This window comes from Arthrobacter sp. KNU40 (assembly GCF_051515115.1).
Taxonomy (GTDB): domain Bacteria; phylum Actinomycetota; class Actinomycetes; order Actinomycetales; family Micrococcaceae; genus Arthrobacter.
The window spans coordinates 3,688,624-3,713,218 of sequence record NZ_CP195850.1; the positions used below are offsets into that span (position 1 = coordinate 3,688,624).

Consider the following 24,595-nt stretch of genomic DNA (forward strand, 5'->3'; position numbering starts at 1 on the left):
CCGCGTCGACGTTCGGTGGCCTTTATTCTGACCGGAAGGGCGTCCCTTCCGAAAGCTAAATGCCCAAATTGCGTCAAGCTGTGGATAACACCGGCAAGTGGGTCGAACAGTGGCAAAATGGATGCATGCCCCGATTCCTCACCCTCGCTGATGTCGCCGAACAGCTTCAGATCAACTCGCCGCAGGCATACGCTCTCGTGCGAAGCGGAGAGCTCAAGGCGATCCAAGTGGGTGGCAGGGGCCAGTGGCGCGTCGAAGAGAAGATGCTGGAGCAGTACATCGAGGAACGCTACGCCGAGGCGAGCAGGATCATCCAAGAGGCCAAGTCCAAGTCCTCCTGATCTTTGCCCACCGCCCCAGGCTGCGCCGGCGGGGAGGTTGGCCGGGCTAGAAGTCCTGGCCCCGCAATGAGCGCAGCGCTGCTAGGGCCTGGAACGGAATTGTCGCCACAAACACGACGTTTCGCGACCTGCGGACTTCCCCCGGCAACATGACGGCGAGATCAAAGTGGTCCTTGCCCACGCGATCAATGACGCCGCTCATGGTCCGTTCCTCCCGCGCCGACTCAAGCAGATGAACCGCCAGTTCTGCCCTGTCGCGGGCCAGCATTCGGAGAGCACTGGCCAAGCCGAGCCGCAGTGACGCCTTCGATTGACCTTGCCGCACGTGCCGGCCCAGGCCCTGATACGCCAATGCGGCCGTGACAGGCACCAACCACTGGTGGCGACCTTCGTCAAGGACCAACGATTCGCCGCCGACATGGCTGAGCGTCCCGGACACCCGCGTGCCGGACCGGAGCGTCACATCAATCTTCTGGCCGATTGCTCCACGCAGCCTGTCGGAGACCTCGATTCCGGCCAGCTCCACCCGGGCTCGCTCTGAAATTTCGGATTCAAGTCCCAGCAATCGTTCAGAGGCCAGTTGTGCCTCCATGTCTTCAAACAGAGCATCCCAACGCATTGCGTCAGCGTAAGCGGGCACCCCTCGATGGTCAATCTTTCTTCATCGGCACCAGACTGCTAGACAAATGCCACTGTTTGTGGTCAAAATAGATCAATCGTTGTCAAACAGCATCAAATGGTATCAACTGGGTAAGGGGAACCCATGGAACAGACGAACAGACCCGTTCGGAACGATGTTGCGATGGCGGCGACCATCCTTGTGCTCGCTCTCTTGCTCGCTGTCGCTGGACTGATCTTGATCGACCGATGGCACTCCGCAGCAGGACGACTCCAGGAACCCACGTTCGAAGACCTCCTGGGATTCATCGCAACCGCCGCCGGTCTGGGGATCGGAGCCTGGTGGATCGCGACGTTCCTCCTGGCAATGGCGGCCGCGCTTCTTCGGCAAGCGGGAAAGGACCGCTGCGCGAGTGCCACCGCCAAACTCAGCCCTGCCTTCATGTGCCGGCTGGCCGTTGCGATTCTGGGCGTGAATCTCGTGGGAATCCCCCTGGCGAATGCGTCACCGGCACAGCTTGAACCAGCGTGGAGCCCGGCAAACGGCGCACTCTTGTCGAGCGACATATCTGTCCAATGGACACCCGCCTCGAGCCGTTCTCCCCATCTCCCAGTCATGCCCTCGCTTGAGTCAGGTTCGTCGGAGATCGACCCCCGTTGGCAACCCCGCGCATTTGTCGCCGAGCCGGGGCTTCTGGGTACAGGGCCACAGCGCGCCGCGGAACAGTCTGCGTCGCCAAATCAAGGCGAAGTGGTGGTGAAGCGGGGAGATTCACTATGGTCGATTGCCGCCCGGCAGCTAGGCCCTATGGCCAGCGATGTCGACGTCGCCCTCCACTGGCCGAAGTGGTATGCCGCAAATAGGCATGTGATCGGAAACGACCCGGGTTTCCTTGTCCCGGGTCAGATCCTGCAACCACCGCCCAACTAGCACTCGAGCCTCCACCATCCGAACCACCACCACCCGCCGCCCACCAGCGATTCGTCACCGAGGAAGCACATGAGCGCATCACCAGCCGTCCAAAGCCTGCCCAATGCAGTCGTCCAGGCGACTTCGTCGATTGCCTCACGTTCAATCGTGGCTTCACCCCCGGCCAAATCCCGAACGGACGGGCCGTCCGGAAGGGGGCCGTCTTCTGCCCGCAAAGCGGCCCAGATCCGCAGCCTCGACGGCGAAATCCGCGCACTGGCACGCAGCATCGCCCAAGCCGCGGTCGAAGTCCTTGCCGGCACCCGGCCGGCGCAACAGCTCTCACGAACTCTGGACCCCGGATGCCTCGTCGCGCTGCAACACCGGGCAGCACTGACGCGAGCCCATGCTGCCAAGTCCCAAGGCGGGCAATCCCGCGTTCACCGAAGTCCGATGGTCCGCTCCGTGCGTGTCTGCGCTGTAAACGACGGAGTGTACGAGGCCAGCTTGGTTGTCTCGGAAGAACTCCGCTCCCGGGCAGTAGCCATGAGGCTTGAAGAGAGCAACGGCGCGTGGAAAGTCACCGCCCTCGAAATCGGCTGACGGCGGGGTTCAAAAGCAGCAAAACGGAGAGGGACCAGAACTGGTGTTCTGGTCCCTCTCCGTTTTCGCTGCAGGCATCCGTTCGTTTGACATGTCCGGCGGTTGCGGCGTCAGCTACATGCGTCAGGCAATCGCGATGTCAGCGGCGTTTCTTCTTGTTGGATCCGCGCTGCTTGTCATCGGCGGCGGCCTTGGCGGGTTTGCCTGAGCGACCCGAGGCCCGACCCTCAACGCGGGTCTGGCTCGCTCCGTCTTCACCCGGCGCCGTGTACTGCAGCTGAACAGGCTTTTCCGGGGCTTCGAGCCCGGCCGCGCGGATCTGTGGATCGTGATGTTCCACGTGACCGCCTTCAGGGCTGCCGTCCACCACCACCACGTCTTCGGCTGGCGTTACTTCCACTTCCAGGTTGTAGAGGAAGCCAACGCTCTCCTCGCGGATGGCTTCCATCATGCTCTGGAACATCGTGAATCCTTCACGCTGGTACTCGACCAGGGGATCCCTTTGGGCCATGGCGCGCAGGCCAATGCCCTCTTTGAGGTAGTCCATCTCATAGAGGTGTTCCTGCCACTTGCGGCCAAGGACCGAGAGGACAACCCTGCGCTCAAGCTCGCGCATGTTCTCGGCGCCAATGGCTTCTTCCCGCTCCTTGTATACGAGCTGCGCGTCCGAAAGGATCTCGTTTTTGAGGAATTCAACGGACACGCGGGCCTTGCCGCCGGCTTCGTCAATGATGTCCTGGGCTGTGACGGTTACCGGGTAGAGCGTCTTGAGGTTGGTCCACAGTTGGTGGAAGTCCCAATCATCGCCGGTTCCCTCCGCCGTCGCGGCGTCGATCAGGGCGTTGATGGTGTCTTCCAGGAAGAACTGGACCTTTTCGTGCAGATCGTCGCCTTCAAGGATCCTGCGACGGTCGCCATAGATGGCTTCACGCTGGCGGTTCAGGACGTCGTCGTACTTGAGGACGTTCTTGCGCTGCTCAGCGTTCCGCCCTTCGACCTGGCCCTGGGCCGAAGCGATAGCACGGGACACGAGCTTGGATTCGAGGGCAATGTCGTCCGGCACGGAGCTGTTCATCAGGCGCTCGGCGGCACCGGAGTTGAAGAGCCTCATGAGGTCATCGGTCAGCGACAGGTAGAAGCGGGACTCGCCCGGGTCGCCCTGGCGGCCCGAGCGGCCACGGAGCTGGTTGTCGATTCGACGGGATTCGTGGCGTTCCGTGCCCAGTACGTAAAGCCCGCCAAGTTCAAGCACTTCCTCATGCTCGTCCTTGACTGCCTGCTTGGCGGCTTCGAGTGCTTCCGGCCACGCGGACTCGTACTCCTCGGAGTTTTCTTCAGGGTCCAGGCCCCGTTTTGCCAGATCGGCGATGGCCGTGAACTCGGCGTTTCCGCCCAGCATGATGTCAGTACCACGGCCGGCCATGTTGGTAGCAACCGTGACGGCGCCCTTGCGTCCGGCTTGCGCGACAATGGCGGCCTCACGTGCGTGGTTTTTTGCGTTCAGGACCTCGTGCCGAATGCCTTCCTTGGCAAGCAGCTTGGCCAAGTATTCGCTCTTCTCCACGCTGGTGGTACCGACGAGCACGGGTTGCCCTTTTTCGTGCCGTTCCGCGATGTCTTTCACGACGGCTTCGAACTTCACGATTTCGTTTTTGTACACGAGGTCCGACTGGTCGATGCGCTGCATGTCCCGGTTGGTGGGAATGGGCACCACGCCAAGCTTGTAGGTGCTCATGAACTCAGCTGCTTCAGTTTCAGCGGTACCGGTCATGCCCGAGAGCTTGGAGTACATGCGGAAGTAGTTCTGCAGGGTGACAGTGGCGAGAGTCTGGTTCTCAGCCTTGATCTCGACGTTTTCCTTGGCCTCGATCGCCTGGTGCATGCCTTCGTTGTAACGCCGTCCGGCAAGGATACGGCCGGTGTGTTCGTCAACGATGAGGACTTCGCCGTCCAGGATGACGTAGTCCTTGTCCCGCTTGAAGAGCTCTTTGGCTTTGATGGCGTTGTTCAAGAAGCCGATAAGCGGGGTGTTGGCAGATTCATACAGGTTCTGGATGCCGAGGTAGTCCTCGACCTTCTCGATACCGGCTTCGAGAACACCGACCGTCCGCTTCTTTTCGTCGACTTCGTAGTCGATTTCAGTCTGGAGACGCTGCACGACCTTGGCGAATTCGCTGTACCAGCGGTTGGTGTCGCCCTGGGCCGGACCGGAAATAATGAGCGGGGTACGGGCTTCGTCGATGAGGATGGAGTCCACTTCGTCGACAATCGCGTAGTTGTGGCCGCGCTGCACGAGCTCGGATTTGTCCCACGCCATGTTGTCGCGCAAGTAATCGAAGCCGAATTCGTTGTTGGTGCCATAGGTGATGTCTGCCGCGTACATCTGACGGCGCACTTCGGGATCCTGGTTCGAAAGGATGCAACCGCTGCTCAGGCCAAGGAAGCGATAGACGCGGCCCATGAGTTCGGACTGGTATTCGGCGAGGTAGTCGTTGACTGTAACGACGTGCACGCCTTTGCCGGTCAGTGCGTTGAGGAAGGCCGGAGCGGTGGCCACAAGGGTCTTTCCTTCACCGGTCTTCATTTCGGCGATATTGCCGAGGTGAAGAGCGGCCCCACCCATGAGCTGGACATCGAAGTGGCGCATCCCCAAGGTGCGGGAGGAAGCTTCACGCACGGCTGCGAATGCCTCCGGCAAGAGATCGTCCAGCTTCTCGCCGTCCTCGTGACGGGCGCGCAGCCTGTCCGTCTCCTCGCGCAATTCTGCGTCGGAGAAGGTCTTGAAGGAGTCTTCGAGGGCGTTGATGGAATCGGCGTAGGTCCGCAGTTGCCTCAGGGTTTTTTTGTCACCCGTGCGGAGAAGTTTTTCGATAAGTGATGCCACGTAAAGTTGCTCCCAGTCTCAAGCTGCCGAATTCTGGCGGTTTCAGTCTACGGGAGAGACCAACGCCACGCGGCCCCGTTTCCCTGAGAGCGGAGCGCCGGCGCCTGCGGGCCGCTGCCTGAGGCCGCTGGACCTCAGCTGCGGGCCACTGCCGCGGCAAGCGCCGACGAGAGATCGCCCATCGGTGACACGACGACGTCGTCGAGCCCCAGCCACTCGGCCATAAGCCGCAGCTCTGCGGAAAGCTCGACGGCGGTGTCGGCCGGGGCGTCCGGCTCGGCGTGGGCGGCACGCACCAGAAGCTGCTTGGCCGAGCGGTCGGCCTTGAGATCCACGCGCGCGACCACGGCGTCCCGGAGGAGGAAAGGCAGCACGTAGTAGCCGAACTTGCGCTTCTGCGCGGGCGTGTAGATTTCGATCCGGTAATGGAAGCCGAACAACTCCTCAAGCCTTCTACGCTCGAAGACCAGTGAATCAAACGGGCTGAGCAGCGCGCGGCCCGTGGCGGACCGGGGAAGCCGGGCGTCCTCATGCCGGTACAAAGCCCGGTCCCATCCACGCACCGTGACCGGTTCCAGGCGGCCGGCGGCAACGAGCCTGTCGATCGATGCCGCAGCGGCCTTCACTGGAGTCCGAAAGTAATCGGCGAAGCATCGGATTGTTCCGATGCCATGAGCCTGGGCTGCCGCGTCGATCAGCCGGTCCATGGCCGCGATCGACTCCTCGGAGCCGCCATCCGGGAGTGCTCCTGAGCGAGCGATCACCGCAGGCGATCCCGGCGGCAGAAGCCGCGATGTCAGCGTATACCGGCGCTCGAACTGCTCTGTCCGCGACGCGGCCGTCACTAGCCCCTCTTCAAACAAGTGCTCCAAAACCCTTTTGACCAGGTTCCAGTTCCAGCCCCAGTTATCGTGCTGCCGGTCCTCCTGGTGCCCCAGGTGCGCCGTCAATTGCGCGGCAGTCATGGGCCGCCCGGTTGCGAGGGCGTCGAGGATCCGGTGAGCCATGTCCTCCCGGATTCCGCGTTCCAAGTGGGCCGCGCCTACCCACGCACGGTTTTGCCACAGCAGCAGATCCTGGAAGTGTTCCGGGCGGATGAAGCTCGCCTCGTGCGCCCAGTATTCCATCATGCGCCGCGGACTCCGCCCGGCCATCGCATGAAGGATGCTTCGGTCGTAGTTGCCAAGCCTTGAGAAGAATGGAAGGTAATGACTGCGTGAGAGGACATTGACGGAGTCGATCTGCACCACCTGTAGGCGGGCAAAGGTACGGCCCACCGTCCGTGAAGTCACGGGGCCGGTGGGCCGTTCCTTGTCCAGTCCTTGGGCTGCCAATGCAATCCGCCGTGCCTGCAACAGGCTCAGCGAAGCGGCCATGCCAGTCCTTTCAGGGGGATGACGAATGCGGCCTATGCTGTGGCGGCTTGGTCATTCGAACGGTAAGCGTGGATCTTTTCCTCCACGGGTTCGTCTCCTGGTTCGCATGTGGAGTCCAGAGTGATTACTCCATATGTCCAGCCACGGCGGCGGTAGACGACCGACGGCGTGTTGGTTTCCTTGTCCACGAACAGGTAGAAATTGTGGCCCACCAATTCCATGTTGTCCACCGCATCATCAAGGGTGAGCGAAGCGGCGGGGAAAACCTTGCGACGAATCAGGACCGGGGAATCACCGGCCGGAATGTCGTTGTCGACGTCGTAGGGCGAGGTCTCAACCGGTGGCGTCGTTGGCTCCTGGTGGTTGCTGGCCTCTACGTAAATGGGTTCGCTCGCGCTGGCAGGCTCAAGCGTCGCAGTAGCCTCACGAACGGCTTTGGGGGTGTGGCGGCCGTGGTGGACCTTCTTGCGGTCCTTGGCCCTGCGGAGCCGCTCCAGCAGCTTGCTATAGGCGAGATCAAAGGCGGCAAACTTGTCAGCGGCGCTCGCTTCGGCCCGGATCACAGGGCCCCGGCCCAGAACTGTCACTTCCACCGTGAGCTGGCCCGGTGTCTGGCGCGGGTTGGTTTCCTTTGAAACCTTCGCGTCAACCCTCTGGACCTTGTCCCCAAGCGATTCAATCTTTGATATCTTCTCGCCGGCATACTCGCGGAAGCGATCCGAAACGGTCAGATTACGGCCGCTGATCATGAACTCCATGGTGCCCTCCAAACAACTCAGGTGACACGATAAGGGCGCTTCTCGGGGCTGGTCTGACGGACAGTCGAGCCCCTTTCCGAGCCGCTATCGACAGGTACATCTGTTCTTGGTACCCATAACCGACGTTAGTTCATCGCCACTGGTAATTCATCCTTTCGTAACTTATTTTTTGTTTGAGTCGGTGCTGGCGGCGCGTCCGGCCCGTCCTCAGGAAGATCGCTACCGGCCGGCGGCCGGGTGGCCGCAAGGACCACCGCGCCACACACCACGCCTCCGGCCGCCGCTACTGCCCGGGCGGCTTCGGCGAGGGTTGCACCCGTAGTGAGGACGTCGTCGACGATGACGCATGCTTTACCCTCCAAAGAACCTTTGTGTAAGAGGCGGACGGTCATAGAGTCGCGGACACGGCGCGCACGCTCTCCGCGGCCCAAGCCCTTTTGCCCGTTTCCCGGACCCCGGTTTCCGGAGCCTCGGATTCCAAACCCGGGCGCCTTCTTCAACGCATCCGTCATGTGCAGACCAGGCAAGGCGTCCAGGCCCCGCAGTCGGCCGAGCAAGAGATGGACCGGACTGAAGCCGCGGCGCCGGAAGGCCGCGTTGCTGCTGGGAACGGGTACGAGGCAGATGTCTGCCCTGTCTCCTACGGCAGACCGGATGGCCCTGCCCAGTGCAGGCGCGAGCACCGAGGCCAGCCGTCCCTGGCCTAGGTGCTTGAAAGAAAGCAGGGCTTGGGCCAGCTCGTCCCGATAGTGTCCTCCCGCGACGACGGGCAGTATCACGTCCCCTTGCACCGTGAGCAAGGCTGGCGCCTGTCCTTCAGCACGGAATGGACTGTTGCACAGCAGGCGTAGGCGCCGTGCACAGGTGCCGCAGAGCGCCGAATCCTCGGAACCACAGCAGACACATTCCACCGGGGCCAGAACGGCCAGCAACTCGACGAAGGCCTCGCCAGCGCCCTGCGCGAGCCTCGCCAGCCGGGCAGGATGGACTCCCCGATGGCGCGCGCCGTCACCGGGGAGGACAGCCAGGTCAGGGTCACGCATGCCGCGACGGCTCTCAGTACCCATACTTCAAGCATCCGGCTCCTCGCCTGCGGCCAACACTCCCAACCGCGCTATGTGGAGAACAAATGGCGACGTTGTCGGAACTTGGGCCCACGCCGCCAGGGTTCCCTGGCCGAGCGAAGCGAGGTTAGGGAGGCGGTGGGGACTAGCCCGGAAAGGAAGGGTCCACCGGGCCCTTGAGTTGCAATTCCCAGCCGTTGCCCACTCGTTGGAACACGCCTGCGCCCGACTGTCCGAAAATCTGCTCCGGCCCATTGCCCGCGCTGATAGTGGTCAGGTTCGGCCATGCAGGCAACAGCTGCGGCTGGCTTGAGGTCAAGGACAACAGCTCGGGAACCACATTCTCGGTTGACGAGGCTTTCATCACCGCGACTGTCGTGGAATTGACCCAAACCCCTTGATCAACAGGAGCGGAAGCGAACAAGGTTATCGGTGCAGTCAGATCCTTGGGGGTGCCGTCAGGATTGCGGACAATACCGGTCACCTGCACCGATGACTTGCCGTTCATCTCGGAAATCACCAGCGCGCGCGTCCCTTCACGGGATATCCGGAAGTCCCTCACCACCCGCCCTGCCAACCACGGCGGCGTCATCGTCACCGTGGGGACGGGCTGGCCTTGAGGAACGTTTGACGGTTTGAACGCCGCGACCTCGGTGGCGCCGTTGGCTCCCGGACCTGCGGTCCAGACCCAGTCCTGCGGGCTGAAGGAGGGATGGCTCAGCGTGGTCCGGGTTGTCAGTTGGCGGGCGGGTTGGCCCGGAATCATCGAATACAGGGTAGTTCCGGCGCCGTTGAGGAAAGCCACGGCCTGGGACGTCGGGGACTCCGCGGGAGCGCTCGGGTTCAGTCCGGCTACCGGCTGCATGTCCGGGAGGGCCGAGACCCTGTTGTTCTCGTAGCGCACGAGTTCTTCGTTGCTGACGGCGATTTGGCGCGCAGGAGCATTCTTTTCAAGCACGGGCGGCAGGACCGAACCGTTGTCCTCCACCCGGACAAGATCCTGGTCAGCCCGCAACTGGACGTTCACCACGTCCGGCTGGCTTCTGAAGGTCAGGGTCAGTTGGTTTTGCATGCGCTGCCGGTCCTCGGCAGAAGCATCCACGAGCTCCTTCGCGGAAAGGTCCACTTGGGCTGCTCCTGACACTACCGGCACCGACTCCCGGGCCAGCTTCATGCCCGAAGGAAAAGCACTGACGACCGCACCCTGGAGGTAGGGCGCAGGACCGTCAAGCAACGCGCTTGTCATCGCTTTGACAGTGTTCTTCTTGATGAACCACCGGACATCCGGAACCGCATACGCGAACGAGGGGTCATAGAAATAGATGGGCTGGGCCGCGTAAATGACTTTGAACGTCTCTTCCGGGATCGCGGTGCCGTCCGGGACGGCCGAGATCCGCCATTCGCCGTCAACCTGTTCCAGGGTCACCGGAATTGTCTCGGTGGTTCCTTCCGGGAACTGCGTCGCAACGCCGTCGGCGTCGACCGAGTAGGCGAGGTCCAGCTGGTACTTGAACTCGTTTTCCACACCGGTCTTGACGACGGTCGCCTTCCGGAAAACGAGCGTGCGTTTGTCGGACTTCCAGCTGACGGACAGCGCCTGAGTGAGGTACTGCCGGGCCACGGCGTAGTCGCCCTCGTAACCGCTGCCTGCACCATAGAAGTCTTCGATGATGGACTCCGGGGTGGCGCCGGAGTGTGGCGGCGGAGGGAAGAAGACGGGAGCGTTCGGGTTGCCCGCGCTTTCGTCCTTGCTCTTTCCCACCGGACCGGACCTCGGGATCTGCGCGCAGGAACTCAGGACCACCATGAGGACGGCAAGAACGGCGATCACTGCCCTTAACAGGTTGCGGCGCCGGGACAGGTACGGGCGTTGGGAACTCAAGGTGCCGTCCCCCCTTGGGTTTTGTCGGCGTCGTCGTTTCCGGCTGAAGGCAGTACGGCGGGCAGCACGGGAGGCAGTGCAGGCGGGTGCGCCGGAGGCAGTGCCGGAGCGCCTTCAGGCCTCGGGTCCTCAGCCGAATCGCGCTCGAGTTGCGGCTCGCCCGCATCCAAAACGAGCATCTGGCGCTCAGGAGCTGCGCCCGGTAGATGGATGTCTGCGGGTTCAAGCTGCAACGGCGACTTCACGATGGTGCCCCCCTTCTTGAGAGGCAGCGTCAGCCGGAAGTTGGAACCGGATCCCTTGCGCCCCCAAGCCTGCAACCAACCGTTGTGGAGCTTGGTGTCCTCCGCGGCGATGGAAAGTCCCAGTCCGCTGCCGCCCGTGGTCCGCGCACGCGCGGGATCGGCGCGCCAGAAACGATCAAAGACCCGCGCGGTTTCTGCCGCGGTCATCCCTATGCCGAAGTCACGCACAGAGATGGCGACTGCCTCCTGGTTGGCAGCAACGGAAACGTGGACAGGTTTCCCTTCGCCGTGTTCGACGGCGTTGAGCAGCAGGTTTCGCAGGATGCGGTCGATCCTGCGGGCGTCCATTTCCACGATGATGCGCTTGTGGCGTGAGGCAAGGCGCACTTCGGAGCCATACTCGGCGGCAACGGGCGAGGCGCCGTCGATGACATGCGAAACCACCTGGAAGATGTCCGTCGGTTCCGAGTCCAACACCGCGGCCCCGGCGTCGAAGCGCGAAATCTCCAGCAGGTCCGAAAGCAACGATTGGAAACGTTCCACCTGGTTGTAAAGCAGTTCGGCGGAACGCTTGTTGATGGGGTCGAAGTCATCGCGGGCATCGAACAACACTTCGGCTGCCATCCGAACGGTCGTGAGCGGTGTCCGCAGTTCATGTGACACATCGGAGACGAACCGCTGCTGCATCTGGGACAACGTGGCGAGCTGGGTAATCTGTTCCTGCAGGCTCGCGGCCATGTGGTTGAAGGAGGCGCCCAGCCTGGCCACCTCGTCTTCGCCCTTGACCACCATCCGCTCCTGCAACTGGCCTGCGGCCAGCTTTTCGGAGACGACGGCGGCGTGGCTCACCGGACTCACGACATTCCTGGTCACATACCAGGCAATACCGCCGATCATCAGGATGAGTGCGGCACCGCCCGCCCACAGCACGTTCTGGATTTCGTCCAGGGTTTGTTGGGCGGTATCCAGGTCATAGAGGAGATAGAGCTCGTAGACCGTGCCGTTGAACGTGACCTTGTTTCCGACGGCGATGCCGGGGTGGTCCTGGTTGCCGACGGGAAACTCAGTTGAAGCCCAGTACTGGTCCTTGCCGGATTCCTGCACCGACTTGCGGAGTGCCGGAGGAATGACGCGGACCGTCAACTGATCCGAGGCGCGCGATTCCACCCAGCGGTTGCGCGGCTTGGTTTGTTCGGGCATCGCTTCGAAGACGTATCGCCGCTGGATGACCGAGCCGTTGCCCTCCACCGCTTTGAGCGTGTCGTAGACGAGGGTGATGACGCTTGACTGGTCGTTGGCCTGTGAACCGTCGAAGGTGTCCTGGACTTGCTTGACGTAGTAGCGGCTCTCGGATTCGGCTTGCTTCAAACGCTCCTGGAACAAGTTGTTCGCGATTTGGTTCGAGAGGTACGCGCCGACCACCGCAAATGACACCATCGACAGCACAATCGTCACCGCGACGGTCCTGAATTCGAGCGAGCGCCGCCAACGGCGCAGCAGTGCGCGCCACAAGTACCGGATTCCCGGCCGGATGTGGCGAAGTCCGGTCACCACAAGGCGGGAGACACGCAGTGCCAGGATCAGGGCGCGGCGCGTCCAGATGCGGGCACGCTCCAGGATCCATGGGAGGTTCAATGCCCGGGCGTCCGTGTGTTCCGGGACAGGATGTCCTGAGACGGGATGTTTGACCTTGGCCGCCGGGGCCTCTTGGGCCGGGGCCTCTTGGTCAGTGCCGGGCTCGCCGGTGGAAGACTCAGGCGCCTGCTTTATATCCGACACCACGAACCGTCAATACAACTTCGGGAGCTTCCGGGTCACGCTCGATCTTGGACCGCAGGCGCTGGACATGGACATTGACCAGCCGGGTGTCGGCAGCGTGGCGGTAGCCCCATACCTGCTCAAGGAGCAGTTCGCGGGTGAAGACCTGCCAGGGCTTTCGCGCCAGCGCGACCAAGAGATCGAATTCCAGCGGCGTCAATGAAATCCGCTCTCCGCCACGGGTCACCAGGTGGCCCGCCACGTCGATAGTGACGTCGGCGATCCGCAGGGTCTCGGGCGCCTTCTGGTCTCCCGGGCGCAGCCGGGCGCGGACCCGCGCAACGAGCTCGGCCGGCTTGAAAGGCTTGGGCACGTAGTCGTCGGCACCGGATTCAAGGCCGCGTACGACGTCGGAGGTATCGGATTTGGCGGTAAGCATGACGATGGGGACGTCCGACTCCCCGCGGATCTGGCGGCACACTTCGATGCCGTCCGATCCGGGCAGCATCACGTCAAGCAGTACCAGATCTGGCTTTGAGGACCGGAAGACCTCCAGCGCTTGCCCGCCGTCCGCGCAAAAAACCGGGTCGAAGCCGTCGTTCCGCAGCACGATGCCGATCATTTCGGCCAGCGCTTCGTCGTCGTCTACCACCAGGATGCGTGCCTTCATAGTTATATATTCCCTTATCCCCAAGCCTTTGTCCCGTTGAGCCCAATCACGGCATGGCGCGCTGCAGCCGGCAAGCAAATGGGCTATGAGGCACGACGGCGGAACTATAGGCTGGTGCGAACGGCCCCTTTTGGGGTCCGTGCATTGCCGCGGACGTATCTTTTGGGGAGGAAAACGTGTCACAACCCGATCCGGGTTACCGGCCTGAACAAGGACCGCGGCCACCATGGGGCGCACCGCAACCCGGCTCCCAGCCACAATGGGGCAGCCAGCCGCAATGGGGCGCGCCACAGTATCCGGGGCAATCGTGGGGCGCGCCGGTCGATCCGCGCTGGCAGGCAGGCGGTCCGCCGCCCTATGGGCAGCCCCGCTATGTGGCTCCCCCGAAACCCGGAATCGTGCCCCTCCGGCCGCTCTTCTTCGGTGAAATCATGGACGGCGCCTTCCAGACCATCCGCCGGAACACCAAAACCATGTTCGGGTCCGCCCTCATTGTCCAGGCCATCAGCGGCGCATTGAGCGAGGTGGCCGCACTGGGCATGCTCGGCATGGCCCAACCTCCCGTGGGAGGATTCACGAGCCAAGCCGAGGCGATGCGGTATCTTAGCCCGGTCGTTGGCGCCCTTGCAGGGATTATGGGAGTTTCCTTGCTCGCCTTGGCTCTCGCGTCCATCCTGCAGGGCGTCATGGCCATCCCCGTCGCCAGGTCCGCGTTGAACCGGCCCACCGGGTTCAAGCAAATGTGGTCCCTGGCCCGCTCACGTCTCTGGCCCCTTGTGGGCTTTGCCTTCCTCCTCATCGCCGGATCTTTGCTGTTCTTTGCGGTCCTGTTCCTGCTGGCTGCCCTCATTCTGACCGGGTTGGGACCGATGGGAGTACTTTTGCTTTTCCCGCTGGGACTCGGTGGCGTCGCCGTATATGCCTGGATTTACACGAAGCTTCTGGTGGCCCCTGCCGCCATCACCATAGAAGAACTCGGCCTCTTCGCCGGTCTTCGACGCTCGTGGACCCTGACGAGCCGGAATTGGTGGCGGATCTTCGGAATCACGCTTTTTGTGTCATTCATAATAGGTGTCATCGGACAGGTCATCCAGATTCCCCTGGGTTTGGCCGCCGGCGGAATCACCTCTGTGTTCGCACCCCATGCCGGCGCCTCGCAAGTGACGACGACGGCGATTGTCCTGGCGGTGGTTTCGCTGGTGGTAGGGGTCCTCGTCAGTGCAGTTGGCTTCGCCTTCCAAACCTCCGTAGCATCCCTGATCTACTTGGACCTGCGGATGCGGCGTGACGGACTGGACGTGGAGCTCCTGCGGCTTCTGGAGACCGGAGAGGATCCCGATGGCGTTCCTGGCCGGCGCAGAGCACGTCAAGCCGGTGCCCAACCATGGCCGCCGAACACCACACAGGGTTCCCCCACAGGATGATCCCGGTCTCCGCGTCCCTCGCTCTTCTCCTCCCTGCCTTCGAGCCTCCGGTTGATCCGGACCGCGGCGAGGCCCAGCGGTGGGCGGCCGAGGAACTGTCCAAGCCGCAGTACGCATCGGCCAAACCCAGTTGGATCGATGAGATCTGGAATCAGTTTGTCGACTGGCTCCGCTCCCTGAACGGCGATTCCATCAGCGGAGCAAATATCGGAGTGCCGCTGATCGGTGCCCTGGCCGTTGTCCTCATTGTGGTTGCCGTGATAGTTGTCAGGCCGAGGCTCAACGCACGGAAGAAGACGTCAGCGAAGGTTTTCGACGGCGAGCCGACAGTTGATGCCGACGCGTTCCGCGCCCGGGCATCTGCCGCGGCAAGCCGCGAGGACTGGCAAACGGCTGTCGTCGAACAGTTCCGCGCCGTGGTTCGCTCTGCGGAGGACCGGGCAGTCATTGATATCCAGGCCGGCCGGACGGCGGACGAGGCGGCTGCTCAGTTGGGGCGCGCGTTCGGGGCAGCCAGCTCGCGGCTAGAGGAAGCGGCCAGGATGTTCGATGGCGTGAAATACGGGAAGGCCGCCGCCACCGCTTCCGACCATGCTGCCGTGCTCGTATTGGACAACGAACTATTGGCCACGAGACCTGATTTCGCCGGGCAGTCAGCCAGCGGTTTGGCGGTGCCGCGGTGACGGCGGACACTCAAACAGTCCGGTGGTCCGCGCAGTTGCTGGGTTGGTTGCACCGCCATATGGCCTGGATCATCATCGGGGCCATCGTGGTGGTACTCGGCTCTGTCACCCTGGTCAAGTCCCCCACGAACACGGACACGGCACCCCTCTCTGCCCGCAATGCCGCTCCGGATGGCGGCATGGCCGCGGCCGAAATCCTCCGGCGGCACGGAGTCGCGGTCACGGAGTCCGATTCGTTCGCGACGACAACCTCGTTGCTGGCCGGGAAACCACGCGCCACCGTCTTGTTGTATGACCGCAATGGCTATCTCGATTCCGCCCAGTTGCACAGCCTGCAGCAATCGGCCACGCGCGTGGTGGTCGTGGCTCCCGGCTTCCGAACCCTGACCGGGCTGGGCCGCGGGATCCATAACGCCGGGGTGGTTCCCAACGGGACGTCGACGTTGGAACCGGGGTGCAGGCAAGCGGATCCACTTGTTGCGGGGCGTGTCTCCGGCAAGGACGCGTTGCTCTACACAGGAGCCGAGGTGACGTGCTACCGGCCCAGCAGCAACGACGGCGGCATGTACGCTGCCAGCGCGGACGGTCGGCTGGTGGTTCTCGGCAGCACAGCCCTTCTCAGCAACGATCTCCTGCAGGTGGAGGGCAACGCCGCATTGGCCCTCCGGACCCTCGGGCCAACATCGGATCTCGTCTGGTATCTCCCGGGCCTCGGTGACGTAACGAATAATGGCACACCGCCGACGCTGGATGAATTGGCGCCACCGTGGGTTGGTTTCCTGGGATTGTGGTTGGCGGTGGTCGCGTTGCTCGCTGTGCTGTGGCGGGGCAGGCGGCTTGGGCCACTCGTGTTCGAGCCGCTGCCAGTAGTGGTCAAGGCTGTAGAGACCGCCGAAGGCCGCGCCCGTCTCTACCAGGATTCACGCGCTGTCGGCCAGGCGGCCGACAATCTCCGGGCCGGCACTTTGAGCAGGCTTGCCAAGCATTTCCGGCTCGGCCCCGAGGCCGGCGCAGATGCCATCCTCGATGCCTTGTCCCGAAAGATGAAACGGCCGGCACAGGAACTGCGGACGCTACTGCTGGACCACCGGCCACGCACCGAACCAGAGCTTGTCCAATGGGCACAAAGCATCGAAAAACTCGAGCAGGAGGCAACAGCCCCATGAGCAATCAAGCACGGAGCAATCAGGCAATGAGCAATCAAGCAGACAGCTACACCGACGGCAGCTATGGCTACTCGGGGGGCCCGGCGTCGCAGGTGCAGCCAGCCCAGGCAGCTACGCGGTCCGACCCTGCCCGCAAAGCCTTGTTGGACGTCCGTCACGAAGTGGGCAAGGCCGTCGTCGGGCAGGATGCAACGGTGACCGGCATGCTCATCGCGCTGCTCTGCGGGGGCCACGTACTGCTTGAGGGTGTTCCGGGCGTCGCCAAAACCCTGCTGGTACGGGCTTTGTCCACTGCGTTGAGCCTGGATACGAAGCGCATCCAGTTCACTCCGGACCTCATGCCGGGTGACGTCACCGGCTCCCTGGTCTACGACTCGCACACCTCGGAATTCACCTTCCGCGAAGGACCGGTATTCACCAACATCATGCTGGCGGACGAGATCAACCGAACGCCGCCCAAGACCCAGGCGTCGTTGCTGGAAGCCATGGAGGAGCGCCAGGTATCGGTGGACGGAGTCTCCCGGCCCTTGCCGTCGCCGTTCATTGTTGCCGCCACGCAGAACCCTGTCGAGTATGAGGGCACCTATCCCCTGCCCGAGGCGCAGCTGGACCGCTTCCTGCTCAAACTCTCCATGCCGCTGCCCGGACGTGCCGAAGAGATCGAAGTGGTCCGCAGGCATTCGGAAGGTTTTGATCCGCGGAATTTGCTGGCTGCGGGAGTCCGGCCAGTAGCGGGCGTCGCCGAACTCCAGAATGCCCGTGACGCGGTGGCCGAAGTGACAGTGGCCCCCGAGATCCTCGGCTACATTGTGGATGTCGTGCGAGCGACGCGGGCGGCGCCGTCGTTCCAGCTGGGAGTCTCCCCGCGTGGCGCCACAGCGCTGCTCAACACCTCGCGTGCCTGGGCATGGTTGTCCGGACGCAACTTCGTCACCCCCGACGACGTCAAAGCACTCTCTCTGCCGTGTTTGAGGCACCGTGTAGGTCTTCGACCCGAAGCCCAAATGGACGGTGTGAACGTCGATGATGTCCTTGGCAGCATCCTGGCCTCTGTTCCCGTGCCGCGCTGATTGGCCTCGCCTCATGACTATCCACCTCAGGACTTTCTACTTCAGGCGGTACTGAATGGCGATCACAGGCCGCTTCGTGCTGTTGGTTTTCGCCGCGTTGGCCCCCTTGCTGCTATTTCCCGCGTGGGCGACAGTCCTTCTCACCAGCGCCGTGCTGCTGGCCCTGGTGTTGTCCGACGTTCTGCTGGCCGCGTCCCCGGCCAAAATCGCCCTGCAGCGGAAGGATCCCGGCAATGTCACCCTGCACGCGGAGACGGAATCCGTTCTGACGTTGGAAAACGGCAACCGGCGGACCTTCCGCGGAATGGTGCGTGACGCCTGGCAGCCCTCCGCGGGGACCGTCGCCCCCGTCCAACGCATCGAGATCCCGGCTGGTGAGCGACGGCGGATGTCAGTGCAGCTGAGACCCACTCGGCGCGGCGACCTGACGGCACCGCACATAACGCTGCGGTCCTTCGGCCCGCTTGGCCTGGCCGCCAGGCAACGCACTGTGGCCCTCCCCGGCCGTCTTCGAGTCCTGCCGCCGTTCCGTTCCAAGCGGCATTTGCCGTCCAAGCTGCGCAAACTTCGGGAGCTCGACGGCAAAGCGGCCGTGCAGATCCGCGGGGCCGGCACGGAATTCGATTCCCTCCGCGACTACGTGCGCGGCGACGACGTGCGCTCCATCGACTGGCGGGCAACCGCCCGGCGCACCGCCGTCGTCGTCCGGACCTGGCGACCCGAACGGGACCGCCGCGTCGTGATCATGCTCGACACATCGCGCACGGCGGCAGCCCGAATCGAGGACGAACCCCGCCTGGACACCGGGATGGAAGCGGCTCTCCTGCTGGCAGTGTTGGCGGAGCGAGGCGGAGACCGCGTGGACTTCTTCGCCTTCGACAGGCGCGTCCGTGGGCGTGTCGATTCCGCGGCCAAAGGCAATCTCCTTGGCTCCTTGGTCCAGACCATGGCTCCGCTTGAGGCGGAACTGATCGAGATGGACTGGGCCCAGGTCCCCGCGCAAATACGGGCCATTTCCGCGCACCGCTCCCTCGTGGTCCTGTTGACCTCGCTCGACGGGGGTGCCCCCGAGGAAGGGCTCATTCCCTTGGTGGCGCAACTGGTGCGGCAGCACGTGGTGCTGCTTGGATCGGTCCGGGACCCTTTGCTGGGCCGAATGAAGGAAGAACGCACGACGGCGAGCCAGGTCTTCCGTGCCTCGGCCGCCGAACGTGCCCTGCTGGACCGTGAGGCCGTCAGCACCCAATTGCGCCAGCTTGGCGCGGAGGTAGTCGACGCCGAGCCGTTGGAACTGCCGCCGCTCCTGGCGGATGCGTACATTCGACTGAAGGCAGCGGGCCGCTTGTAGCAGCCTGGCGAGGAGCCGAGTCCAGATATCAACAACCCCGAATCCGAGGAAAGCACATGAGCACACCCATTTACGAGTTGGCGCTGGGCAGCAAGTTCCGGCGGTTGCAGCCTGAACTCCAGGACTATTTCTCCCTTGCCCCAGGCTCCGGATCCTACGGAATCGGCGAGGGCGTCTTCGACGTGGTCGGTTGCCGGCAGAAATGGCTCCGCCCCCTCCTTGCCACGGTTGCAGGAGAAGAGGCCTTCTTCCCCGAGTACGGCGAGCGGATCCCGTTCCGCATCGAAAATCATGCGCACCTTGATCCCTTCGGACGGTCCAGCCTCACGGCCCGGCGTGAAATTTTCTTTCCCGGGCACACCCGACTCTTCCATGACACCACTGTTGCGGAGGCCGCCAACGACGGCGGCACCCGTCTGGTCGACTATTTGGGCCGGTACCGCAGGCTGGCCACGGCATTGGATTTGGATGTCACAGCGGAAGGGCGTCTTCGCGGCGTCTCGGGAGCCTCGCGTTTGTTCCTGGGTCCGCTGAGGCTCAGCTTGCCGGCTTCCGTTGATGCGAAGGCCTACGCGGAGCAGTGGTGGGATCCGGCAGAAGGCAAGCATCGGATCCAGGTGAAGGTGCTTCAGCCACAAGTCGGCTTGGTCCTGGTCTACGCCGGTTCCTTCGACTATCGTTTGGCACCTTCACTGCCCGCGACGGATGGTGCCGCGCCCGCGCTGACCGCCACTGCCGCCGTCGGGCTCCCCCGCTATGCCGAGCCGGACCGTTGGGAACGGCGCGTCTAGAAGGCCCGCAGCAGGCTAGCCGAGCGCGAGCTGGTTCAGCCCGTCCGCAATCTGGGTCAAGCGGTTCAGAACCTCTTTGGCTCCCGACGGCGAGAATCCGGCCAGCCCGTCCGAGGGCGTGACACGCACGGCCCCCAGGCTCGACGCCGGTAGGCCGAGTTGGCGCCAAGGCCGCCATACGGTGTCCACAAGTTCAGCGGTACGTGGCAGGGTTGCCCGCGGAATGTCTACGGGCAAAGCGCCGGCCCATAGGCGTTTGCCGGCTTCCACCGCGGTGGCTATCTGTTCCCATTGGCGCGTGGTGAGCGCTTTGAGCGGCAGGGCGATGCCGTCGGCTCCGGCGGAGAGGATCTGCTGGATCGGGGCTTCGATTTCCGGAACGGAAACCACGGTCTCCGCCACTCCTGCGGCCCGCAGCGAGTCGATTACCAACCGCCAGGCTCCCGTGACTTCCTCGCCCGGGATGGAGCGCAGGGTGCGGTAGCCGCTCGCCGTGGGAATTGTGCCGGCCAACACGGAGGAGATGTCCGGTTCGTCAAGCTGGACCACTATCCCGGCGCCCGGCACCGCAGCACGGACGCGGGATATGTGCTCAGCGACGCCGGCGGCCAAGGACTCCGCAATGTCCCTCCGGGCACCATAATCAAGAAGAGCACGTTCCCCGTTGTGCAAGTAAAGGCCCGCCGCAAGGCTCAGCGGTCCGCGCAACTGGATCTTCAGTTCCTCGGCGGAGGATTCTTCCGAGCCGGCGACGTCGGCCAGGACGTTGATGTCCATAGCAAGGGCGGACTTCGCACGCCGGAGGTCTTTACCCGGCCGGTCTACCAGGCGCCAGCCGTGCGGCTGCACATCGATGGCCAACTCAACCAGAAGGGATGCCGTCCGGCCGAGGGCGTCCGAGCCGACCCCACGGTCCGGAAGCTCGGCCAGGAACGGCAGGTGCGGGCTGCCCAGCTCGCCTCGGATGATCCGGGCGGCCTCAGCAGGATCCGTTCCGGGCCAAGGACCCAATGCTGTGGCGGTGACCTGGTTCTGCGCGGTTTCGGCGGCCACGTGTTCAGGCCTGCGCGATGGAAGCCTGGTGGCCTTCGGCGATTGCCTCGTGGTGCCGGATGACCTCACTGATGATGAAATTCAGGAACTTCTCGGCGAAGGCAGGATCGAGGTGCGCCTCTTCGGCGAGCCGGCGGAGCCGCGCAATCTGGGCGGACTCACGTCCGGGGTCCCCGGCGGGAAGCTTGTGCGTCGCCTTGAGGACGCCCACTTTCTGGGTGGCCTTGAATCGTTCCGCGAGGAGGAAGACGAGGGTGGCGTCGATGTTGTCGATGCTGGAGCGGATGGAGAGCAACTCGTCCATGACGGCCTGGTCCACGCGGCCGGCGAGGGAGCTGGCGGAAGGATCGAAGGAGTCGGCGTCAGGGAGGGCGTGGTTCTGCTCGGTCATTCCTCCAGTCTAGGGTGTGCCGGCCGGGCCTTGAGGGGCAGAATGGGCATGTCCGCGCCGATGATAAGGAGAGCACGCATGAAAATCGCAGTTCTTGGCACCGGAATGGTAGGGCACACTCTGGCCGGAAAATTGGTGGCGATAGGCCACGAGGTCATGATGGGTTCGCGGGAGGCCGGCAATCCCAAGGGGATGGAGTGGGCGGCGCAGGCAGGTCCGGGAGCAAGCTCCGGTTCCTTCGCGCAGGCCGCAGCCATGGCCGAGATCGTGGTCAACGCAACCCCCGGGATGGTGTCCCTGGCCGCGTTGAGTGAAGCCGGGGCTGCGAACCTGGCGGGCAAGGTCCTGGTGGATGTGTCCAACCCGCTGGACTTTTCCGCCGGCTTCCCGCCGTCGCTCTCCGTCTGCAATACCGACAGCATTGCCGAAACCATCCAGCGTTCCTTCCCCAAGGCCCGCGTGGTCAAGGCCCTCAACACCTTGGAGGCTCCGCTGATGGTTGACCCACTCAGGCTCGCCGATGGCGCCCACGATGTCTTCGTGGCCGGTAACGACGACGACGCGAAAGCCACCGTCGTCGCGCTCCTGCAGGAGTTCGGCTGGCTCCCGGAACACATCCACGACCTGGGCGGGCTCGACGTCGCCCGCGGCCTCGAAATGTGGATGCCGCTATGGCTCCGGATCTTCATGCGCCAGCCGAAGGACAAGCTCTTCAACATCAGCATCGTGTCCGAATAGCCGCAGCCAAAGGGACATGCCCGCCCTTCGCGGAGAAGGGCGGGCATGTCCGTGCTTGTGGATCGTGCTTGGATGGCGGGCTAGATGCCCAGCAGCGCGCGGTTCTCCTCCCGGCGTCGGGCCTGTTCGTCAGGATCCGGCACCGGCAGCGAGGCGATGAGCTTGCGGGTGTAGTCGTGCTGGGGATTGCCCATGATCTGGCTGCCGATCCCCTGCTCTACGAGCTCGCCCTTGTACAACACGCCCACCCAGTGGGAGAGAATGTCCACGACGGCGAGGTCGTGGCTGATGAACAGCGCGGCGAAACCGAACTCTTCCTGGATGTCCTTGAACAGTTCCAGGACCTTTGCCTGCACGGATACGTCGAGGGCCGAGGTCGGCTCGTCGGCGATCAGGAGGCGCGGGTTGAGCGCGAGTGAACGCGCCAGCGAAGCTCGCTGGCGCTGCCCGCCGGAGAGCTCGTGCGGGAAGCGTTCAGCGTACGACGCCGGCAGCTGCACCGATTCGAGCAACTGCGCCACGCGCAGGCGTGCTTGAGCCGGGCTCGGGTGGGTATGGATGAGCAGCGGTTCCGCCACGCACTCACCGATGGTCAGGTGAGGGTTGAACGAAGCGGCCGGGTCCTGGAAGACGAAGCCGATGTCCTTGCGCAGCGGCTTGAACGTGTGCTCCTTGAAGCCCAGCATTTCGTAGCCAAGGACCTTGAGGCTGCCGCCGGTTGCCCTGTTCAGACCTGCGATGGCGCGACCGATGGTGGACTTGCCCGAACCGGACTCGCCAACCAGGCCAAAGACCTCGTTCTCGGAGACCGTGAAGCTGACGTTGTCCACGGCTTTGAACCCTGGCTTGCCGAGGCGGCCCGGATACTCGATGGTGAGGTTCTTTGCCTCAACCAGGATCTTTCCGGTTTGGTGCAACCGTTCGGTGGCCCCTTCGGACGCTGAGTTGCGGCCGAGGTGCGGCACGGCGGCCAGCAGCTTCTTGGTGTAGTCCTGCTTCGGCTCGGCGAAAAGGACCCTGGCGGTGGCCTCTTCGACGACGTCGCCTTGGTACATGACCACGACGCGGTCGGCCAGGTCGGCCACGACACCCATATTGTGCGTAATGAGCACAATCGAGGTGCCGTACTTGTCCCGCAAGTCCCGGAGCAACTGAAGGATCTCGGCCTGGACAGTGACGTCCAGGGCCGTCGTCGGCTCGTCCGCCACGATCAAACCCGGGTTCAGGGCGAGCGCAGCCGCAATGACGACGCGTTGCTTCTGGCCACCGGAAAGCTGGTGGGGATAGTAGTTGACGCGGTTTTCAGGATCGGGTATGCCGACCTTCCGCAGGGCTTCGGTGGCCCGCTTCTTGGCCTCCTTGGCCGAGATGCGGTGTCCGTCCGAGGCGTGGGCCCGGATGCCTTCGGCGATCTGCCAGCCGACCGTGAACACCGGGTTCAGGGCCGTTGACGGTTCCTGGAAGACCATGGCCACGTCGCGGCCGCGGATCTTGCGCAGTTTGGCCGCACTGACGCTGATGACGTTGTTGCCGTTGATCAGCACGGCTCCCGAGCTGATGGCCGTTTCAGGGAGCAGGCCGAGGATGGTCTTGGCCGTGACGGTCTTGCCGGAACCTGACTCCCCGACGATCGCCAGCACTTCGCCGGCTTTGACCTCGAGGCTGACGTCCTTGACCGCGTAGACGTCGCCGCTGTCGGTGGCAAACGTGACTTTGAGCCGTTCGATGTCCAGGACGGGCCGCCCGGATGGCAGCGGCTGGTCCGAGATGTTTCCGATATTGGTGGTCATGCCTTACCTGCTTCTGGTTCAGGAGCAGTTGTGGCCCCTGTGTTCGTGCCGTCGGTTCCTGCCGCGGCCTTGGAGCGGGAGGCCTTGCCTCCAGCACGCTTGCGGCCGCGTAGGCGGGGATCGTTGAGATCGTTGATGCTTTCGCCGACCAAGGTCAGCCCCAGCACTGTGAGGACGATCGCGATACCGGGGAAGACGCCGGTCCACCAAATGCCGGAGGAAGCGTCCGCCATGGCCTTGTTGAGGTCGAAACCCCACTCTGCGGCCGAGGACGGTTCAATGCCGAAACCCAGGAAACCAAGGCCGGCAAGGGTCAGGATCGCTTCGGAGGCGTTCAGGGTGAACATCAGCGGAAGCGTCCTAGTGGCGTTCTTGAAGATGTGCCGGGTGATGATCCGAAGGCTGGACGCACCCAGGACCATGGCCGATTCCACGAACGGTTCAGCCTTGAGCCTGATGGTTTCGGCCCGGATCACGCGGAAGTACTGCGGAACGAACACCACGGTGATCGAGAAGGAGCAGGCGAGGATGCCGCCCCAGAAGCTCGACTGGCCACGGCTGATGACGATCGACATGACGATCGCCAAGAGCAGGGAAGGAAAGGCATAAATGGCATCGGCGATGACTACCAGCACCCGGTCCAGCCAGCCACCGAAGTAGCCGCTGAGCAGGCCCAGCGCCACGCCGAGGAAGATGGACATCACCACGGCGACGACGATCACGGTCACAGCGGTCTGTGAACCCCACAGGACGCGGGAGAGAACGTCATAGCCGCCGACTGTGGTGCCGAGCAGGTGCTTGCTGCCGGGGGCTTCCTGGGTGGGGAACGAACCGGAAGCATCACTCAGCTGGGAATAGCCGTATGGCGCGATGAACGGCGCGAGAACGGTCGAGAGCAGGAATATTCCGGTCAGCACAAGCCCGGTGATGAGCATGCCCCGCTGGAGGCCAACGCTCTTGTTGACGTGGGAAATGACAGGAAGCCCGGAAAGGAAGGACTTCTTCCGTCCTGAAATTGTTGCAGTGCTCATG

Annotated in this window: 22 protein-coding genes; 10 read left to right on the top strand and 12 right to left on the bottom strand. The window is 63.5% G+C overall.

Annotation, left to right across the window (positions count from 1 at the left end; all coding sequences use genetic code 11):
• The first annotated feature begins 125 nt into the window (after positions 1–125).
• On the top strand, positions 126–341 hold the full coding sequence (locus tag ACSKT0_RS17125; RefSeq protein WP_059387549.1) for a helix-turn-helix domain-containing protein: 216 nt from the start codon (positions 126–128) through the stop codon (positions 339–341).
• Between the two features lie 46 nt (positions 342–387).
• Here ACSKT0_RS17125 and ACSKT0_RS17130 read toward each other — a convergent pair whose 3' ends face one another.
• A complete protein-coding gene (locus ACSKT0_RS17130; protein WP_437770833.1) occupies positions 388–960 on the bottom strand; it encodes a hypothetical protein in 573 nt (190 codons plus the stop codon).
• A gap of 144 nt (positions 961–1,104) precedes the next feature.
• Here ACSKT0_RS17130 and ACSKT0_RS17135 point away from each other — a divergent pair, with 144 nt between their 5' ends.
• Positions 1,105–1,890, top strand: a complete 786-nt coding sequence (locus tag ACSKT0_RS17135; protein WP_437770834.1) for a LysM peptidoglycan-binding domain-containing protein — start codon at positions 1,105–1,107, stop codon at positions 1,888–1,890.
• A gap of 69 nt (positions 1,891–1,959) precedes the next feature.
• Positions 1,960–2,472, top strand: a complete 513-nt coding sequence (locus tag ACSKT0_RS17140) for an Rv3235 family protein (RefSeq protein ID WP_437770835.1) — start codon at positions 1,960–1,962, stop codon at positions 2,470–2,472.
• Positions 2,473–2,611: 139 nt separating this feature from the next.
• On the opposite strand, the gene secA is transcribed toward ACSKT0_RS17140, so the two are convergent.
• The 7 genes from secA to mtrA all read right to left on the bottom strand — a co-directional run bounded on the left by secA (position 2,612) and on the right by mtrA (position 13,109).
• Entirely contained in the window at positions 2,612–5,356 is a 2,745-nt protein-coding gene (gene secA / locus ACSKT0_RS17145; RefSeq protein WP_437770836.1) for a preprotein translocase subunit SecA, read from the bottom strand.
• A 134-nt stretch (positions 5,357–5,490) separates the two neighbouring features.
• Positions 5,491–6,732, bottom strand: coding sequence for a winged helix-turn-helix domain-containing protein (locus ACSKT0_RS17150; RefSeq protein WP_437770837.1), 1,242 nt, complete (start codon positions 6,730–6,732; stop codon positions 5,491–5,493).
• A 32-nt stretch (positions 6,733–6,764) separates the two neighbouring features.
• Positions 6,765–7,490: a ribosome hibernation-promoting factor, HPF/YfiA family gene (gene hpf / locus ACSKT0_RS17155; RefSeq protein WP_234748144.1), complete on the bottom strand. Its 726-nt coding sequence runs from the start codon at positions 7,488–7,490 to the stop codon at positions 6,765–6,767.
• 125 nt (positions 7,491–7,615) lie between these two features.
• Positions 7,616–8,557, bottom strand: a complete 942-nt coding sequence (locus ACSKT0_RS17160) for a ComF family protein (RefSeq protein ID WP_437770838.1) — start codon at positions 8,555–8,557, stop codon at positions 7,616–7,618.
• A 142-nt stretch (positions 8,558–8,699) separates the two neighbouring features.
• Positions 8,700–10,361 carry an LpqB family beta-propeller domain-containing protein gene (locus tag ACSKT0_RS17165; protein WP_437774063.1) on the bottom strand — a complete coding sequence of 554 codons (1,662 nt, stop codon included), beginning with the start codon at positions 10,359–10,361 and terminating at the stop codon, positions 8,700–8,702.
• Positions 10,362–10,432: 71 nt separating this feature from the next.
• Entirely contained in the window at positions 10,433–12,463 is a 2,031-nt protein-coding gene (gene mtrB, locus ACSKT0_RS17170; RefSeq protein WP_437770839.1) for an MtrAB system histidine kinase MtrB, read from the bottom strand.
• Positions 12,435–13,109 (bottom strand): MtrAB system response regulator MtrA, encoded by a 675-nt coding sequence (gene mtrA, locus ACSKT0_RS17175; protein ID WP_236811907.1) that lies wholly within the window; start codon positions 13,107–13,109, stop codon positions 12,435–12,437. The genes mtrB and mtrA overlap by 29 nt, the downstream gene beginning before the upstream one ends.
• Positions 13,110–13,483: 374 nt before the next feature.
• Here mtrA and ACSKT0_RS17180 point away from each other — a divergent pair, with 374 nt between their 5' ends.
• From ACSKT0_RS17180 to ACSKT0_RS17205, 6 genes are read left to right on the top strand one after another with little or no spacing between them, the layout of a single operon-like run.
• Positions 13,484–14,533, top strand: coding sequence for a glycerophosphoryl diester phosphodiesterase membrane domain-containing protein (locus tag ACSKT0_RS17180; protein WP_437770840.1), 1,050 nt, complete (start codon positions 13,484–13,486; stop codon positions 14,531–14,533).
• On the top strand, positions 14,530–15,216 hold the full coding sequence (locus ACSKT0_RS17185; RefSeq protein WP_437770841.1) for a DUF4129 domain-containing protein: 687 nt from the start codon (positions 14,530–14,532) through the stop codon (positions 15,214–15,216). Before ACSKT0_RS17180 ends, ACSKT0_RS17185 begins: the two co-directional genes overlap by 4 nt.
• 59 nt (positions 15,217–15,275) lie before the next feature.
• Entirely contained in the window at positions 15,276–16,382 is a 1,107-nt protein-coding gene (locus ACSKT0_RS17190; protein ID WP_437770842.1) for a DUF4350 domain-containing protein, read from the top strand.
• Between the two features lie 26 nt (positions 16,383–16,408).
• A complete protein-coding gene (locus ACSKT0_RS17195; protein WP_437770843.1) occupies positions 16,409–17,452 on the top strand; it encodes an AAA family ATPase in 1,044 nt (347 codons plus the stop codon).
• A gap of 55 nt (positions 17,453–17,507) precedes the next feature.
• Complete coding sequence (locus ACSKT0_RS17200) at positions 17,508–18,800, top strand: DUF58 domain-containing protein (RefSeq protein WP_437770844.1); 1,293 nt, start codon at positions 17,508–17,510, stop codon at positions 18,798–18,800.
• A 56-nt stretch (positions 18,801–18,856) separates the two neighbouring features.
• On the top strand, positions 18,857–19,591 hold the full coding sequence (locus ACSKT0_RS17205; RefSeq protein ID WP_437770845.1) for a DUF4166 domain-containing protein: 735 nt from the start codon (positions 18,857–18,859) through the stop codon (positions 19,589–19,591).
• Between the two features lie 15 nt (positions 19,592–19,606).
• On the opposite strand, the gene ACSKT0_RS17210 is transcribed toward ACSKT0_RS17205, so the two are convergent.
• Positions 19,607–20,644, bottom strand: coding sequence for a hypothetical protein (locus ACSKT0_RS17210; protein WP_437770846.1), 1,038 nt, complete (start codon positions 20,642–20,644; stop codon positions 19,607–19,609).
• A gap of 4 nt (positions 20,645–20,648) precedes the next feature.
• Positions 20,649–21,035: a chorismate mutase gene (locus ACSKT0_RS17215; protein ID WP_059387536.1), complete on the bottom strand. Its 387-nt coding sequence runs from the start codon at positions 21,033–21,035 to the stop codon at positions 20,649–20,651.
• A gap of 78 nt (positions 21,036–21,113) precedes the next feature.
• Here ACSKT0_RS17215 and ACSKT0_RS17220 point away from each other — a divergent pair, with 78 nt between their 5' ends.
• On the top strand, positions 21,114–21,773 hold the full coding sequence (locus tag ACSKT0_RS17220) for an NADPH-dependent F420 reductase (protein ID WP_437770847.1): 660 nt from the start codon (positions 21,114–21,116) through the stop codon (positions 21,771–21,773).
• Between the two features lie 80 nt (positions 21,774–21,853).
• On the opposite strand, the gene ACSKT0_RS17225 is transcribed toward ACSKT0_RS17220, so the two are convergent.
• Positions 21,854–23,563: an ABC transporter ATP-binding protein gene (locus tag ACSKT0_RS17225; protein ID WP_437770848.1), complete on the bottom strand. Its 1,710-nt coding sequence runs from the start codon at positions 23,561–23,563 to the stop codon at positions 21,854–21,856.
• Positions 23,560–24,594 carry an ABC transporter permease gene (locus ACSKT0_RS17230; protein WP_437770849.1) on the bottom strand — a complete coding sequence of 345 codons (1,035 nt, stop codon included), beginning with the start codon at positions 24,592–24,594 and terminating at the stop codon, positions 23,560–23,562. The genes ACSKT0_RS17225 and ACSKT0_RS17230 overlap by 4 nt, the downstream gene beginning before the upstream one ends.
• Between the last annotated feature and the right edge of the window lies 1 nt (position 24,595).